Here is a 15,905-nt window from a genome sequence, read left to right as displayed (position 1 = left end):
GACGCGCGACGGTGAGCTCGGCACGGCGAGCCGACCTCGCGCCCGGCCAGGACCGGACCACGTCCGCTGGCGGCGACGGTGCCGTACCGGACAGCGATCGCACTGGCGGGCCGAAAGGGCAGAGCCGTCGACGGCCCGAAGGCGGCGAACCCGTGCAGAACGGTGGCTGACCGGTCCGCCTGCTAGGTTGATCTCAGGTGTGCCGGGAAGCCTGGTCGGCGTCGCGGTGACGGCTGACCAGAACCGGAGAGACGCCCCATGAGCACCCTGGCCTGGATCGCGGTGGCCGTTTTCGCCGCCGCCTACGTCCTGATCGCCACCGAGAAGATCAACCGGGTGACGGTGGCGGTGGGCGGTGCGTCGATCATGCTGGCGATCGGGGCCACCGACGCCGAGCACGCGTTCTTCTCCGAAGAGGCGGGGATCGACTGGAACGTCATCTTCCTGCTGCTGGGCATGATGCTGATCGTCGGCGTGCTGAAACGCACCGGCCTGTTCGAGTACCTGGCCATCTGGAGCGCCAAGAAGGCCCGCGGCCGTCCATTCCCGATCATGGTGATCCTGGTGGTGGTGACCGCCGTGGTGTCGGCGGCGCTGGACAACGTCACCACGGTGCTGCTGGTGGCGCCGGTGACGCTGCTGGTCTGCGAGCGGCTCGACGTGCCGCCGATCCCCTTTCTGATCGCCGAGGTGATGGCGTCCAACATCGGTGGCGCGGCCACTCTGGTGGGCGACCCCCCGAACATCATCATCGCCAGCCGGTCGGGGTTGAGTTTCACCGACTTCCTGAACGTCATGGCCCCGTTGGTGCTGATCGTGATAGTCGTGTTCATCGGCCTGTGCCGGATCATGTTCCGAAAGGCATTTCGCTACAACGCCGAGCGCGCCGCGCGGGTGATGGCGCTGCGGGAGGCGGACGCGATTCGCGACCGCCGCCTCGTCGTGATCAGCCTGGTGGTCCTCGGCGCGGTGCTGGTCGCGTTCGGCCTGCACACCGTGCTGCACCTGGAGCCGTCGGTGGTGGCCCTGCTCGGCGGGCTGCTCCTGCTGGTGCTGTCCCGGCTGGACGCGGAAGAGGTGGCCAAGGACGTCGAGTGGCCGACGCTGGTGTTCTTCGCCGGCCTGTTCGTCATGGTCGGCGCACTGGTCGCCACCGGGGTGATCGACAGCATCGCCCGGTCGGCGACCGAGGCCGTCGAGGGCAAGTTGTGGCCAGCCACCATGTTGTTGCTCTGGGCCTCGGCGGGGTTGTCGGCGATCGTGGACAACATCCCCTACGTGGCGACGATGAGCCCGATCGTGAGCGAGTTGGTGAACGCCGAGGGCGGGCTCGACAAGGCGCAGGTGCTCTGGTGGGCACTCGCCATCGGGGCTGACTTCGGTGGCAACGCCACTGCCGTGGGTGCCTCGGCGAACGTGGTGGTGCTCGGCATCGCCGACCGGGCCGGGCACAAGATCACTTTCTGGGGGTTCACCAAGTACGGCCTGATCGTGACCGTGATCTCGGTGGCGATCGCGGTGCCGTACCTGTGGCTGCGGTTCTTCTGACGCTCAGGTGCCGAGAATTCGGTCGAGCAGCCCGTCGAGGGTGATGGCCCCGGTCATCACCTGGTCGCGGTCCACGACCGCGACCAGCGGCACGTTGGTCCGGGCCATCACCGAGGCGACCTCGAGCAGGGTGGCGTCCGTGCTGACCACCGGCAGACCTGGCCGGTTGCGGGGGAGCAGGTCCGCGACGGTCCGGTTACCGATCCCCGCCAGGACCACATCGGCGGCAGCCTCGTCGATCACCCGCGCCAGCGCCGGATCGTCCTGACAATAGGACGGCAGCGCCATCCGCAGTACCTGCGTGCCGGCCAGCACCGTCGACGGACGGCCTGCGGCGTCCACCACGATCAGGCCGGGCAGATCCTGCGCGGCCAGGATCCGGGCGGCCTCTCGGGCCGGCATGTCCTCGGTGACGGTGTCCATGGAGATCGCCACATCGCTAGCGCGCATGCACCGACGATACGCCCGGGGCCGCGCGTTGATCGCGCTGATGTCGCATGGCGGCTCCACTCGCGGTGGACCTATCTCTGGTAGACGTCGGGAACGTCATCATGGTCACGGTCGACCCGCTCGGCCTCGAAGATCTGCCGGTACCCGCGATTCCGCACTCGCAAGATGATCATGGCGAGGGTGGCGGCGATCAGGGAGCCCGCCAACACGGCGATCTTGACCCGGTCGTCGGCGTCGCTGCCGATTCCGAAGGCGAGTTCGCCGATCAGCAGCGAGACGGTGAAACCGATGCCGGCAAGCACGGCCAGCCCGGTCACGTCGATCCATGCCAACCCGGCGTCCAGCCGGGCCCGGGTGAACCGGGCGACGAGCCAGGTTGCCAGCAGGATGCCGATCGGCTTCCCGACGACCAAGCCGAGCATGATGCCCACCGCGATCGGGTCCGTGAGCGCCTGCGCCAGGCCGTCGAGGCCGCCGACGGCCACTCCGGCGGACATCAGCGCGAACACCGGCACCGCGACGCCGGCGGAGATCGGCCGGAATCGGTGCTCGAAGTGCTCGGCCAGACCCACCCCTGGACCCGTGCCCCTGGAGCGCAGCACCGGCACGGCGAAGGCGAGCAGCACCCCGGCGACGGTGGCGTGCACGCCGGAGGCGTGCACCAGCGCCCAGGTCGCGAACGCCAGCGGCAGCAGCAGCCACCACGAGCGCACCCGCCGCTGCACCAGCAGCGCGAACAAGCCCAGCGGCAGCGCCGCGGCCAGCAGCGGCAGCACCGACAGGTGGGCGGTGTAGAAGACCGCGATGATGACGATCGCCAGCAGGTCGTCCACCACTGCCAGGGTCAGCAGGAAGGTGCGCAGCGCGGTCGGCAGATGCCGGCCGATCACCGCCAGTACGGCTAAAGCGAACGCGATGTCGGTGGCCGTCGGCACCGCCCAACCCTTCAGCGCGCCGCCTGAGTTCACCACCACGTACACCAGAGCCGGCACGAGTACGCCGCCGATCGCGGCGGCGACCGGGACCGCGGCGCGGCGCGGATCACGCAGGTCGCCGGCGACGAACTCGCGCTTGAGTTCGAGACCGGCGACGAAGAAGAAGATCGCCAACAGCCCGTCGGCCGCCCAGGTGGCCAGCGAGAGGTCAAGGTGCAGCGCGTGAGGCCCGACGGTAAACGCCGTCATCGCCTCATAGCGGTGCGCCCACGGGGAATTGGCCCAGATCAGCGCCACAGCGGCGCCGATCAGCAGCAGTGCCCCGCCGATCGTCTCCTTGCGCAGCACCTCAGCGATGCGACTCGCCTCGGCCCAGGAACCGCGGCCGAGGACACGAGGGGGTGACTGCGGGTTGGACATCACAGGCGAGCACCTTTCGGAAGACGGGTCGGAGCCATTTGCCGACCAGACTTCCCGGCGCACCGGAACCCATCGTACCGGCAGCCGCGCCTGGAACGTTCGCTACGAGCTACGACCGGCGGTGCCCCTCGTCCCTGCGCCTCAGCACGCGCAGGTACCGGTTTCCTGCACCCAACACCACGGCCACCACGAAGATCGGTGTGAAGCCCCACGGAGACGGAGCCGGTGGCGCGCCGTCGGCGAGGACACCGACGAACACGCCGACGGCCACGACCGCGACGGCAAGTGACGCACGCCAGTCGCTCAGCGCCGTCGCCAACAGGCCGCAGGCGACCGCCATCACCAGCACGCGTCCCACCGGGTCTTCGGGAGGAAAGACCACCGCCGTGGCGAACGACGCCACCACGACACCGACCGCACCAGTCACCAGATCTCGGATCAGGACGACCCGGTGAATCTCCGCTTCGTCAGCAACGCCCACAGCCTCAGTCTCTCCTCGTGCCCAGCCGATGCCAACGCAGCGACGGCCAGGAAGCCGGCTCCAACGATATCGGGGTTCTTGTATGGCATAGCCGATGTGCTCGATCATCTCCTCGTCCGGCGCGGTCTCCAGAAACCGTCTTGGTCAACTGCCTGAGCAGCCCCTCCGGGCCGGTCAACGACAGACCCTGTTCCTTCGCGGCCCGGACCAGGTCGGCGGTAGCCTTCGCCTCCGCCGACAGTCCGGGTCGCTTCTTACCTCCGGTCTGCTCGTTCAGTGTCGCGGTCATCACGGCACCCTCCTCACCAGGCACAACGCCTGGCAGGTCGGGCCAGAAACACCGTCAGATCCACGGACCCTGACCACGCTGTCACGGCGAGGCGCAGCCAGGCGCCGGCGGGAACCGGGGAAGGCCGAGAGTCAACTGCTGGTGGTTGCTGTTCTGGACACCAGCAGCGCGGACGGGATGACCGCGAGGATAGCCAGGCCGGCGAGGGCCCGGTATCCGCCGGTGGCCAGGATCGCCGTGGAGCCGAGACCAGCGATGGCGGCGATGCTCCAGATTCCGCTGTCGACGGCACCTTCGACCTGGACGCATTGCGACTGTGGCAGGTTCTGGGTCAGTTGGGTGCTTCCGCCGATGAAGCACAGGTTCCATCCGTAGCCGAGGAGAAGAAGGGCAACCGCGCGGGGTTGGGTATGCGTGTTGGCCGCGGTGAGGACGGCGGCGAGGGACAGGGTGAGCAGACCACCGAGCATTACCGGTCGCGTGCCGACGCGGTCCACCAACCGACCGGTCAACGGGGAGAGTGCGAACATGCCCAGCGTGTGTGCCGAGAGGACGGCGCCCACCTCGCCGAGCCCGTGACCGTGCAGGTGCATGTCCAGTGGTGCCGCGGTCATCACCGCGATCATGACGAGTTGTGCGGTGGCCATCACCGCGAACGCCGACCGGACCGTCGGCATGGCGAGGAGAGGCCGCACCTTGACCGCGGGACCTCCATGTTCTACGACGGTTGCTGGCGCGGCGGTCGCGGCGAGCACGGCGACGCCGGCGGCCAGGGCGGCGAGCACGAGCGGTCCCAACGCCGCCGCCCCGCCGAGTCTGGTGGCGGCGGCCGCGGCGGGTCCGAGCAGCAGTGGTCCGCCCACCGCGCCCACGGTCCCCGCCCACGTCAGCACGCCGATGGCGAAGCCTCGTCGCCGCGGTGGATACAACTCCGCGGCGACGTAGCGGGACAATCCGGCGGCGGCGTTGCCCAGCCCGATGCACAGCATGCCGAGGCTGAGACCCGCGACGTCGTTGTGGGCGACGGCGAACACCGCCAGCGCGGCGCCCGCGGTGGCGCAGAGGTAGCCGACGACGAGGCCCGCGCGCCGGCCCCGTCGACCCATTACGGCCGTCACCATCAGGGCACCGAGGCCAGTACCCGAAATCGCGGCCACGTTTGGTAATCCGCCCCACCCGGCACCGAGCCGGTCAGCGGCGACGATCGTGGCAACAGCGCTTGCCACCGAGATGGCCGCGTTGATCATCGCGGCTCCCGTGAACAGGGCCGGCATAGCGCGCGTGTGGTCTCTTGTGGACGGCGTCACCTCGTAGGTATCTGCTGGCATGGATCAACGCTAGAAAGCTAAGATCCGCCAATGAATGGGCACTTCCCTCGTCTCGGCTGTTAGGGGTTTACGACCATAAGATGCTTTGCTGATTGGGTTTACAGATGAACAGATCGCTGGATCAGACCGACTGGCGGATCATCGGGGAGTTGCAGCGCAACGGGCGCGTGTCGTACAACCAACTTGGCCGCCAGATCAACCTTTCCCCGCCATCCGTCGCCGAGCGTGTGCGGCGCCTGGAGGACATGGGGGTGATCACCGGCTACCGGGCCATCGTTGATCCAGCACCCGCCGGCCTACCGTTGACCGCCTTTGTGCAGATGCGGTGCGCCCACGGACGATGCCTGCTGAGGACCTCCACCGCTGACGACCTTCCAGAGGTCTACGAGGTGCACAAGCTGTCCGGCAACTCCTGCACCATGCTCAAGGTGCGGGCGGCGTCGATGCAGCACCTCGAAGGACTGCTCGAACGGCTCGGCGAGCATGGAGAGATGAACTCGCACGTCGTCCTCTCCACCGAGTACGACGATCGCCCGGTGCAACGACCCGATCCGGACGGCCGACCGGTGACCAGATCCTCCGGCTGGGGGAACCGACGGTCGTGAGCTATGGCGTCGCGCGGGACGTCCGGTCGAACAGCCGCGAGTGGGGGCGGCGAACCGAGCGCGGGCCTCACCTTGCGCTCGAGCCGAGTCGGCACCTGCCTGGATCTCCCGCCGCACCTGCCTGATCTGAAGTCTCGGCAGATCGTCGGCCTGATCGACGCGTGAGAGGCGGCCGTACAGCTGCATTGTGACAATCGGTCTCTGGAGCGACGAGGCGCCGTCTCCAGTCGGCGGCTCGGCTGCTGACTGGGACGGCGCCGTGGTTGCGGATCACTGTTGCGGGGTGGTGCACCGCACCCTTCGGGTCAGCGCGTACGTCACCACGATCACCACCACGGTCGGTACGCCGACCGTCCACGCGACCCGGAACGTCCCGACTAACAGCATGCTCACGACCACCGCCGCCATCGCAACCGCCGCCGCGGCACTGGTGTGCCAACCGCCGGGCAGCGACAGCGGCGACCGGCGCGCCTCGTCGGCGGTGCGCCGGCGGCGGAAGGCCACGTGGGTCGCGAAGATGAGCACCCAGGTCGTGGCGGCGCCGAACAACGCGATGCCGAGCAGCTTCGCGAACGCGTCGTCGGGCGAGATGAGGGACACCGTCACCGCCAGGGGAAGCCCGACGGCCGACGCGGCGACCGCGTTCACCGGCACACCGTGGCGGTTGACCCGTCTCGCCCAGGCCGGCGCCTGGCCGTCGACCGCGAGCGAGTGCAGCGTGCGCGTCGACACGTAGAAAACCGTGTTGAGGGCCGACAGCGCGGCGGTGAGCACCACGAAGTTCATCACCGCGGCGGCGGCCGGCAGCCCGGTCCACTCGAAGACCAGCACGAACGGGCTCGTGGCGAGCGCGCCGTCCGGCACCCGGCCGACGGCCTGCGACACCGATACGATGACCACCATGCTGAGCAGGTAGAACAGGCATACGCGCAGAATCGTCCCGCGCGCCGCGCGCGGTAGGTCGCGCCCGGGGTTGGCCGACTCGGCGGCGGTCAGCGCGAGCGCCTCGGTGCCGCCGAAGCTGAAGGTCGCCACGATCAGCGCGACCACGAGGCCGGTGAGTCCGTGGGGCAGGTAGGACGGTGCGTCGCTGATCGCCGACAGGCCGGTCGCCGGTCGGTTGGGCAGCCCGACGGTGAGGAGCACGGCGCCGAGAACAAGGAACACCACGATCGCGGCAACCTTGATGGACGAGAACCAGTACTCGACCGTGCCGAAGGCCCGCACCGGAAACACGTTGACCGTGATGATCGCTGCGGCGGCGAGCATGACCGGGATCCACAGCGGCACCTGCGGCCACCAGTACCGGATGTAGATCCCTACGGCGACGGTTTCGGTGCCGGCGCCGATCGCGACCACACCCCAGTACAGCCAGCGTTGGGTGAACCCGGCGAGGGGGCCGAGGTAGCGGTGGGCGAGCGCGCCGAACCCGTGCAGGTCGGGATGGGCGAGCGCCATCTCGGTGGCGGCGTAGGTGAGGGCGATCGCGAGGAGCCCGCCGACGACGAAGGTGAGCAGTACGGTCGGTCCGGCCATGGAGACGGCGAGGCCGGAGCCGAGGAACAGCCCGGTGCCGATGACCCCGCCGATGGTGAGCATCCCGATCTGGCCCGACGTGAGGCCGCGACGCAGCGATGAGGTGACAACAGAAGGTGACATAACCATGTCACCATGCAAACAAGCTGGTCGGGGCCGAACAACGAAGGAAAATACGCAGAACGTCAGGCAGGATCGGTGCCGTCGAGGACGGCCCGCGTCGCCCGGGCCTCGGTCTCGATCCGGCTGTCCAGGCTGGCGGCGAGCGCCTCCAGGTCACGGGTGAGGTCGGTGGGACCGGTGCCGTCCAGCGTGGGCAGCATCGCCCGGGCTTCGTCCTCGAGCCGGCTGGGCAGGCTGCCGGCGAGCATCTCCAGGGCGCGGGTCAGGTCGGTGCGAGCCTCGGCGGACTGGCCGAGTGCGGCCCGGGCCTTGCCCCGTAGGACGAGTGCGAAGGCCACGAAGTCGTCGTCCCGATTCTCGATCAGCAGCGGCAGCGCCCGTTCGACCGCGTGCAGCGACTCCTGGTGGCGCCCGGCGCGGACCAAGGAGGACGCCACCCCGTACATCGCGCTGCCCCGGAGGGTGAAGGCCGGGCGGGCCGCCACCGGACGGCTGTCGAGTTCGGTCAGGGCGCGCTGGAACTCACCGACCGCGTCGTCGTAACGGCCCAGGTGCTCCAACGCATGGCCGATGCCCACCACATGATCCACGTACAGGGCGTGATCGCCGGCCCGGTCGGCCAGCTCGCACCCGGTGCGGTGGGCCCACAGCGCGTCGTCGAAGCGGCGGACATTCAGCCAGGCGGGGCCGGCCGAACTGAGCGCCCGGGCCTGCTCCTGGGGGTCGCCGATCGACTGTGCGAGCCGGTATGCCTCCATCGCCGCCTCCGTGGCCTCCTCGTAGAGGGCCATCAGTTGGACCGCCGTCCAGGCGTAGAGGCTGGTGTGGAAGGCCTGCTGGCGCAAGTCGGGCAGTGCGTTGGCGGCGGCGCGGGCCAGCCGGCGTACCTCCCACCAGCCGCGCCAGCGTAGCGTCGACTCGGAGTACCAGCGGGTTGCCGCCGCGACGTCGGCGACGAGTTGGTGCCGGCCCTGGGCGGCGGCGGTACGCAGCGCCGGCAGCCAGCTGTCGCTCTCCGCCCGCAGCCAGGCGTCAGCCTCCTCCATGCTGGCCAGGGGCACCAGGCCGGCCCAGCCGTCGGGCAACCCGCCGTAGCCGGGCTCGTACCACCGGCCGGCGACAACGGCGGTGTCCAGCAGCCAGGTGTTCATCCGTTCCGCGGTCTCCGCCCGGGTGTCGCTCGGTTCCTCGGCGTGCAGCCGCTCGTCGGCGTAGAGCCGGATCAGGTCGTGGAATCGGTAACGGTCGACGCCCTCAGTCTGCAGAAGCCCGACCTCCACCAGATCCTCCAGGCGGTCCTCGGCGTCGGGCAGCGCGGCCTCGATGAGCGCCGCCGCGAGCGGCGCCGCGAAGTCGGCGGCCGGAACGTGGGCGAGGCGGCGAAACAGTTGGGCGCTGGGGGCCGGCAACTGGGTGTACGACAGCGCGAACGCGGTGGCCACTCCGGCGTCGCCGGTGGACAGCGCAGCCAGTCGGTGGCCGGTGTCGGCGAGCCGGTCGACCAGGTGCCGGACCGTCCAGTGCGGACGCGTGGAAAGGCGGGTCCCGGCGATCCGCAGCGCCAACGGCAGGTGCCCGCACAGGTCGGTGACCCTGTCGACCTGCGGCGCCGTCTGTGGGTCGGCGGCCTGCCTGGCGATGGCACGCAGCAGGTCGGCGGACTCTTCCGGCGCGAGAGGCGGCAGAGCGATCCGCAGTACGCCTTCGAGGCCGCCTAGGGCGCGCCGGCTGGTCACCACGACGAGGCACCTGCCGCCCGCCGGTAGCAGCGGCCGGACCTGGGCCTCCGAACCGGCGTTGTCGAGGACCAGCAGGCAGCGCCGATCACGCAGGATCCCGCGTAGCTGGGCGGAGCGCTCGTCGTCGCTGTCGGCGACCTGGTTGGGCTGGACGCCGAGCGCACGCAGCAGACGCAGCAGGGCGTCTCCGGTGGGGAGCGGCGTGGCGTCGACCCCGCGCAGGTCGACGTACAGGCAGCCGTCGGGGAAGTCGTCGCGTAGTTCGTGCGCGGCCCGGACCGCCAACGCGGTCTTGCCCAGTCCCGGCTGCCCGTGCACGACGAGGACCGGCGGCGGGTCGTCGATCTCGGCGGCGTGCTTCGCAGCGTGCCGGACGATCTCGAGTTCGGCACGCCGGCCGACGAAGTCCGTGACGCCGCGTGGTGGCTCGCAGAGCCGGGGCCTGCCGGCCGCGCTCGGGGAGCGGGCCTCCTTCGCCGCGGCCGTGAGACCGGCCCGGCCGTCATCGTCGAGGCCCAACCCGTCGGCGAGAGCGGCGAGGGTACGGGTCTGCGGTGCGCGGCTGTGCCCGCGTTCCATGTCGGAGATGGCCCGGGCGCTGACGCCGGACCGTTCGGCCAGCTGCTCTATGGTCAGGCCGGCGGCCCGGCGCGATGCCCGTAGGCAATCGCCGAACGGGGACGTCTGGCGCGGCACCTCGTCATGATAGATCGGCCCGGTGGACGGCCGAGACGTTGCCCGCACCGGGCCCAGCCTCGTGGTGCACTATCCGTGGATCGTCGTGTGGGCGGTGCAGGGCTCGGTGAGTTCGACGAGGAATCGTTCGGCGCGTCGGGCGAAGAGTCGGGCCCCGCGGGCGGTGGAGTGGGCCTGGGCTCGTTCGGCTGCGGCCCGGACCACCGCGTGGGGTTCCCCCCGCGCCTGCGACAGGCGTGCCCGCAGCAGCAGGAGCAGGCCTTCGCTGTAGCGCTGGCCGTGCTCCCAGACGGCCTGGTCGGCCCGGTCGAGGGCGGCCCCGGCCCGGTCAGGGAGGCCGGCTGCCAGCCACATCTCCGCGATCAGAGCATGGTGGTAGGCGATTCCCCACTGCGGCGGGTCGAGCAGGTTGGCGGCCAGCAGTTCCTCGGCCTCGGCCGCCGCAGCGGCCGGATCGTCACCAGTGAGGGCCCGTGCCCAGCACCAGCTCTGTCGGATGTAGTGGTCGATCTGGGATTGAAGGCGGGCCAGCCCGGCGGAGACCCAGCGCTCGCCGGCACGTCTGGCCAGGGCCGCGTCACCGGCCATGGATGCGATCATGGTGGTGTAGTAGACGCAGACCGCGGCCGCGTACGAATCACCCGGGGTGTCCCAGGTGTTGACGAAGGCCAGCGCCGACTCGACGTCACCGTTCAGCGCGGTCATCACGGCACGCCATCCGGGTCCTTCCCCCGGAATGCTGCCGTCCCGCCGCAGCGGAGTCTCCTCGTCCGGCACGGAGGGGTCGTCGTCTTCTCCGGCGAAACAGCGGTACGCCTCGCCGATGTTGCCGATGTCCCAGTGATACAGGCCCCAGGCCTGCCGGCCATAGCGTCGGACACCCGAATCGGAGGACGTCCGGCCGTACTCGTGCATCCGGCGGGCCAACTGCCCACGACTCTTCTCCAGGCAGGTGTACGCGCCCATGAGGCGGATGAAGGCGAAGTCGGCGGCCTCTGCCTCCCGGGCGAGAGTGCGAGCCAGATATTCGGCCCGCTCCAGCAGATCGAAGGTCGAGGCATCGTAGCCGGACTGCCGTCTGACCACGATGGCGAGCAGCGTGAGGGCGGACAACTCCAGCTCCATGAGCCCCGATGCCCGAGTGATCTGCACGGCGGCACGCAGTTGGCGATTGGCGGACTCGAACGCGAGCTTGGACGCCGCGTAGCGCCCGGCGCGGATCAGCGCCTCCCCGGTGCGAACAGGCTCGGCCAGGGCACCGGCCGCCCACAGATGGAAGGCGAGGCGTTCGGCGACGGCCTCGTCGCGGCCATGGGTCCGTTCGAGCGCATCCGCGACGCGCAGATGTAGCCGGATGATCTGCTGTTTCGCCGTGGTCTCGGAGACCGACTCGCGCACCAGGTCGTGTGCGAATCGTAGCGAGGACGGATTCTCCGGACCGGGTTCGAGCAGGCCGAGGGCGTGCAGCGGCTCGAGGCGTTCGAGGCAGTCCGCGACGTCCACGCCAGCGGCGCGCGAGAGCAGCCGCAGGTCGATGTCACGGCCGATGAGCGCGGCGACGCGCAGTAGTTCGCGCGCGTCGTCGTCGAGGCCGGCCATCCGGTCGCGAACGACGTCGCGCACGGTGGACGGAACCCCCGCCGGTCCGGATGCGCCGTCCTCGCTGAGCGCGCCGTCCTCGCTGAGCAGCCGGGACAGTTCCTGGACAAAGAACGGATTGCCGGCGGTACGGGCGTGGATGGCGCGGGCGACGGCGTCGTCGGGCTCGCGGCCGGCCTCACGGCGGATGAGTGCGGTGACGTCGGTCAGTCCGAGCGGGCCGAGCCGGATCCTGCGGTGGCCGGGCAGCCGGCTGGCCGTAGCAAGCACCTGGGAGAGGGCCGAGTCGAGCACCGGCGCCCTGTCGCGAAGCGCACCGATGAATGCGGTGCGGTCGGGCAGCCGGCCGGCCAGATGACTGAACAAGCGCCGGGAGGCATCATCGGCCCATTGCAGGTCGTCGAGGATCAGGAGTGTCGGTCGTTGTGCCGAGGCACTTCTGACGAGGGCGACGACCTGCTCGAAGAGCCGGAACTGAGCGCTACCGTCGGGAACCGCCCGGACGGCGTCGCTGCCCAGCCCGAGCAGGATGCCGAGCTCGCTGGCGAGCCACTTCTCCCGCTCCAGCGCGGGCAAACTGTCGACGACCGCGCTCAGCGCCTGCTCCCACGGCCACATCGACGGAGTTCCGTCGCCCTCTAGGCAGCGACCCCAGGTCACCAGCGCGCCGTGCTGGTCCGCCACCTTCGCGGCCTCTTCCAGCAGGCGGGTCTTGCCGACGCCCGGTTCACCTTCGAGGATGCCGATGGCCGCGCCCCCGGCAACGGCGCGCTGCACGGTGCGTCGCAGCATGGCGAGTTCCTCGATCCGGCCGACCAGGCCAGCTCCTGCGTTCACCTGGACCTCGTCCGCCGTGTCCATCGACGGCGGCGACACCGATGGCTGAGCCAGAACCCGCCGGTGTGCGTCCTCCAGTGCCGGACCTGGGTCGACGCCCAGCTCGTCGGCGAGGCGATCGCGGACCGCCCGGAAGACCGCCAGTGCCTCCGCCTGGCGACCGGCGGCGCCTAGGGCACCGACCAGGCCGGCGTGCACGGGTTCGTGGAACGGTGCCATCGATGCGGCCAGTCGCAGGGCGCGAAGCACCCGTTCCGGTCGGCCCAGCGACACCGCCTGCTCGGCCGCGGCCGAGCAGGCGTCGTAGAACTCGTTGTCGAGCACGGCGAAGGTGGCCTCCGCGCCCGTCCCGTCGGCGATGCCGCCACCTGCCGGGCCATGCCACAGGCCGAGCGCATCGATGTAGTGGTCGAGCGCCGCTTCGTGGTGCTGCCGCGCCGCGGCGGCCGTGGCCGCACCCACGAGTCTCCGGAAGGCGACGAGATCCAGCGCGCTGGAGGCGGCGACGAACAGATAGGAGTTACCGCGACGGTGCAGGAACGAGCCGGTGCCCCGGGCGGGAAGTTCCGGCTCGAGGATCCGTCGTAACACGCCGACGTACTTCTGGATCACGTTGAGGGCACTGGTGGGAACGTCATCGCCCCAGATCAGATCGATCAGCTCACTCGTGCTGATCGGCCTGCCGACGCGGGCCAGGAGCAGCGCGAGGAGATATGCCTGTTGCCGGGGGCCGGCAGCCAGCTCGACGTCGTCGCGCCAGATCCGCAGCGGGCCGAGGATCTGCAGGGACACCGAGGAGCGACCAACCGGCGGATCTTCGTCGCCGGGTGGGTCGGGAGAGACTGGCACGGCCACGCTTATCGACCCCGAACCGACATGACGCTTGCTTCCACCTGCACGGCGTACGTGGACCAGTCGATTCTACCGGGTCTACGAGTCGGCGTTGTTACGTCGTGGGCGGGACGGTCGGCGGCGTCTCCGGGAGGGAGATTCCACCGACCGTCGTCACGGCTGCATGCCGGGTCACCAGTACGGCGTGAACTTCTTCATGGCCACCTCCTCGACGTCGTTGACCTGACTCGGAGTCAACCGTCGGCGAGTGGACAGGCACTGAACGCGGCGCTCGCCAGTTCGGAAGTGAATCTGCAGTGGTCGATGTAAGCGTCGGGGTGTCAGGTGGGGGCCGGCAACCGGAAGGACGCCACCATGGGGCCGCTGCTGCGCAATCGGGAGTTCCGCGCCATCACGGTGACCGAGCTGTTGTCGGTGCTTGGTGACCAGCTCGCCCGGGTGGCGCTGGCCCTGCTGGTCTTCGGACGAACCGGGTCAGCCGGGCTCAGCGGGCTCACCTACGGGCTCACCTACCTGCCCACGGTGGTGGGCGGTGTCCTGCTCTCGTCGATGGCCGACCGCCGGCCTCGCCGCGAGGTCCTGGTAGTCATCGACGGGATCAGGGCGGTGATCGTCCTTGCCATGGCGATTCCCGGCGCTCCGCTGCCGCTGCTGTGCGGCCTGGTGGCGATGTCAGCGTTGCTGAGCGGCCCCTACCAGGCCGCCCGCCTCGCGCTGCTGCGCGACATCCTGCCCCCCGAGCGGTACGGCGCCGGGATGGCCGTGCGGCAGTCGGTGAACCAGGGCGCGACGCTGGCCGGGTTCGCCTCCGGCGGTTTCCTGTCCACTGCCTTCACGCCGGCCATCTGCCTGGTTGTCGACGGCCTCACGTTCGCCGTGTCGGCGATCGTCATCCTGCTGTTCGTCAGGCGTCGTCCGGCCGCCGCGGCAGCCGGTGAGCCGACGACGATCACTTCGACGCTCGGCCTCATCTGGCGGTCGTCGGCCCGTCGGGCGATCTTCCTGATGACCTTCTCAGCCGTGTTCCTCATCGCCCCGGAGGCGCTGGCCGTGGCGCTCGCCGCCGAGGTGGGCCTCGGCCCGCGGTGGGTCGGCCTGTTCATGGCCTCGGCCGGACTGTTCGCCGTGGCGGCCCTGGGCCTCTTCACCAGGTACGCCGTCGCGGCACATCATCCGAGGGTGTTCCCGGCGGCGTGCGTGGCGCCCGGCCTGCCACTGCTGGCCGTCATTGCGCTGGACGACCCGTACCTGATCATGCTGGTCTTCGGTCTCAGCGGCGCGGCGTGGGCGGTGCTCATCGTCATCTCGGTGTCCACGCTCGCGGAGTTGCTCCCCGCCAACCAGCGCGGCCGAGGGCTGGGCCTGGCGGCTTCCACGAACCTCACCGCGCACGGACTCGGCGCAGCCCTCGCCGGGCTGGTCGCCGATGCGATCGGCGTCGCGGCGGCCATCAGTCTGCTCGGGCTTGCCAGCGTCCTCTTCGCCGCCCTGCCCGTTGCTCTCTGGCATCGCGCGGATCGGGAGGTTCCCCCCGGCATCCGACGTGCCGGCCCGGACTGAGGGCGTGTGCGACTTGATGGCCAGTTGATGCCCCACGATCGGCGCGTTCAGTGGCTGTCCAAACCCCGCGCCTAGCGTCGATCCGACCGCACCCGAGGATCAGGGAAGAGGTACACCATGGTAAGTGGAGACGGCCGACCGACAATCGTGCTCGTACACGGTGCGTTCGCGGACAGCAGTGGGTTCGACGGGGTCATCCGGCGGCTGCTGGCCGGCGGGTACCCGGTGGTCGCGGCGCCGAATCCGCTGCGCGGCGTCGCCTCCGACGCGGCCGGGGTCAAGGCGCTGCTGGACCGCATCGCGGGGCCGATCGTGCTGGTCGGCCACTCCTATGGAGGTGCCGTCATCTCCGCGGCCGCGGCCGGTAGCGAGCACGTGCGGGCGCTGGTCTATCTGGCGGCGTTCGTGCCGGACACCGGTGAGGCGGTCGAGGAGTTGGTCGGCAAGTTCGCGGGCAGCACGGTGAACGAGTCGCTGAAGGTGGTGCCGCTGACGGACGGACAGGTCGACCTGTATATCGACCCGGCGGTCTATCACGACCGCTTCGCGGCCGACGTCCCCGCCGAGGACGCGGCGGTGTACGCGATCGCGCAGCGTCCGGCCGCAGCGGCGGCGTTCGGCGAGCCGGCGGCCGGGCCGCAGGCGTGGCACACGATTCCGTCCTACACGCTGGTCAGCGGCGCCGACCTGATCATCCCGCCGGAGACGCAGGAGTTCATGGCGGAGCGGGCCGGGGCCACCGTCCGGGTGGTCGACGGCGCTTCGCACCTGGTCTTTGTCTCGCACCCGGAGACCGCGGTGGCCCTGATCGATCAGGCGGCTCGCGAGACCGCGAGCTGACAGTTCCGCTCCGCCGACGCGCGGGCCTGGGACAACCACTCGACGAGTTGTCCCAGCCCTGCCGTCG

The 15,905-nt window shown here is 70.2% G+C and carries 11 protein-coding genes and 1 pseudogene; 4 read left to right on the top strand and 8 right to left on the bottom strand.

Annotation, left to right across the window (positions count from 1 at the left end; translation table 11 throughout):
- Positions 1-258 precede the first annotated feature (258 nt).
- On the top strand, positions 259-1,548 hold the full coding sequence (locus AB0B55_RS24680; protein WP_357134631.1) for an ArsB/NhaD family transporter: 1,290 nt from the start codon (positions 259-261) through the stop codon (positions 1,546-1,548).
- Between the two features lie 3 nt (positions 1,549-1,551).
- On the opposite strand, the gene AB0B55_RS24675 is transcribed toward AB0B55_RS24680, so the two are convergent.
- The 5 genes and pseudogenes from AB0B55_RS24675 to AB0B55_RS24655 all read right to left on the bottom strand — a co-directional run bounded on the left by AB0B55_RS24675 (position 1,552) and on the right by AB0B55_RS24655 (position 5,244).
- A complete protein-coding gene (locus AB0B55_RS24675; protein ID WP_357134629.1) occupies positions 1,552-1,998 on the bottom strand; it encodes a CBS domain-containing protein in 447 nt (148 codons plus the stop codon).
- Between the two features lie 71 nt (positions 1,999-2,069).
- Positions 2,070-3,353, bottom strand: a complete 1,284-nt coding sequence (nhaA, locus tag AB0B55_RS24670; protein WP_357174111.1) for a Na+/H+ antiporter NhaA — start codon at positions 3,351-3,353, stop codon at positions 2,070-2,072.
- Between the two features lie 109 nt (positions 3,354-3,462).
- Positions 3,463-3,942 (bottom strand): hypothetical protein, encoded by a 480-nt coding sequence (locus tag AB0B55_RS24665; RefSeq protein ID WP_357174267.1) that lies wholly within the window; start codon positions 3,940-3,942, stop codon positions 3,463-3,465.
- Positions 3,922-4,123 (bottom strand): annotated as a pseudogene (locus tag AB0B55_RS24660) (IS256 family transposase); the annotation flags it as partial. The gene AB0B55_RS24665 and the pseudogene AB0B55_RS24660, both read right to left, overlap by 21 nt.
- Before the next feature lie 131 nt (positions 4,124-4,254).
- The gene (locus AB0B55_RS24655) at positions 4,255-5,244 is read right to left on the bottom strand and encodes an MFS transporter (RefSeq protein WP_357134626.1); all 990 of its coding nucleotides are present in this window, start codon (positions 5,242-5,244) and stop codon (positions 4,255-4,257) included.
- 311 nt (positions 5,245-5,555) lie between these two features.
- On the opposite strand from AB0B55_RS24655, the gene AB0B55_RS24650 reads away from it, so the two are divergent.
- Positions 5,556-6,056, top strand: coding sequence for an Lrp/AsnC family transcriptional regulator (locus AB0B55_RS24650; protein ID WP_357134625.1), 501 nt, complete (start codon positions 5,556-5,558; stop codon positions 6,054-6,056).
- 270 nt (positions 6,057-6,326) lie between these two features.
- Here the strand turns inward: AB0B55_RS24650 and AB0B55_RS24645 are convergent, their stop codons facing one another.
- The 3 genes from AB0B55_RS24645 to AB0B55_RS24635 all read right to left on the bottom strand — a co-directional run bounded on the left by AB0B55_RS24645 (position 6,327) and on the right by AB0B55_RS24635 (position 13,378).
- Complete coding sequence (locus AB0B55_RS24645) at positions 6,327-7,715, bottom strand: amino acid permease (protein ID WP_357134623.1); 1,389 nt, start codon at positions 7,713-7,715, stop codon at positions 6,327-6,329.
- Positions 7,716-7,777: 62 nt separating this feature from the next.
- A complete protein-coding gene (locus AB0B55_RS24640) occupies positions 7,778-10,150 on the bottom strand; it encodes a helix-turn-helix domain-containing protein (protein WP_357134621.1) in 2,373 nt (790 codons plus the stop codon).
- A gap of 69 nt (positions 10,151-10,219) precedes the next feature.
- Entirely contained in the window at positions 10,220-13,378 is a 3,159-nt protein-coding gene (locus tag AB0B55_RS24635; protein ID WP_357174108.1) for a BTAD domain-containing putative transcriptional regulator, read from the bottom strand.
- A gap of 414 nt (positions 13,379-13,792) precedes the next feature.
- Between AB0B55_RS24635 and AB0B55_RS24630 the strand changes: the two genes are divergently transcribed.
- Positions 13,793-14,998, top strand: coding sequence for an MFS transporter (locus AB0B55_RS24630; protein ID WP_357174105.1), 1,206 nt, complete (start codon positions 13,793-13,795; stop codon positions 14,996-14,998).
- A 147-nt stretch (positions 14,999-15,145) separates the two neighbouring features.
- On the top strand, positions 15,146-15,838 hold the full coding sequence (locus AB0B55_RS24625) for an alpha/beta hydrolase (protein WP_357134617.1): 693 nt from the start codon (positions 15,146-15,148) through the stop codon (positions 15,836-15,838).
- Positions 15,839-15,905 lie beyond the last annotated feature (67 nt).

It is taken from the genome of Micromonospora sp. NPDC049107 (genome assembly GCF_040648595.1).
GTDB lineage: Bacteria > Actinomycetota > Actinomycetes > Mycobacteriales > Micromonosporaceae > Micromonospora.
The sequence above is the reverse complement of the archived record's forward strand: the minus strand, read 5'-3'. Positions and strand labels throughout refer to the sequence as shown.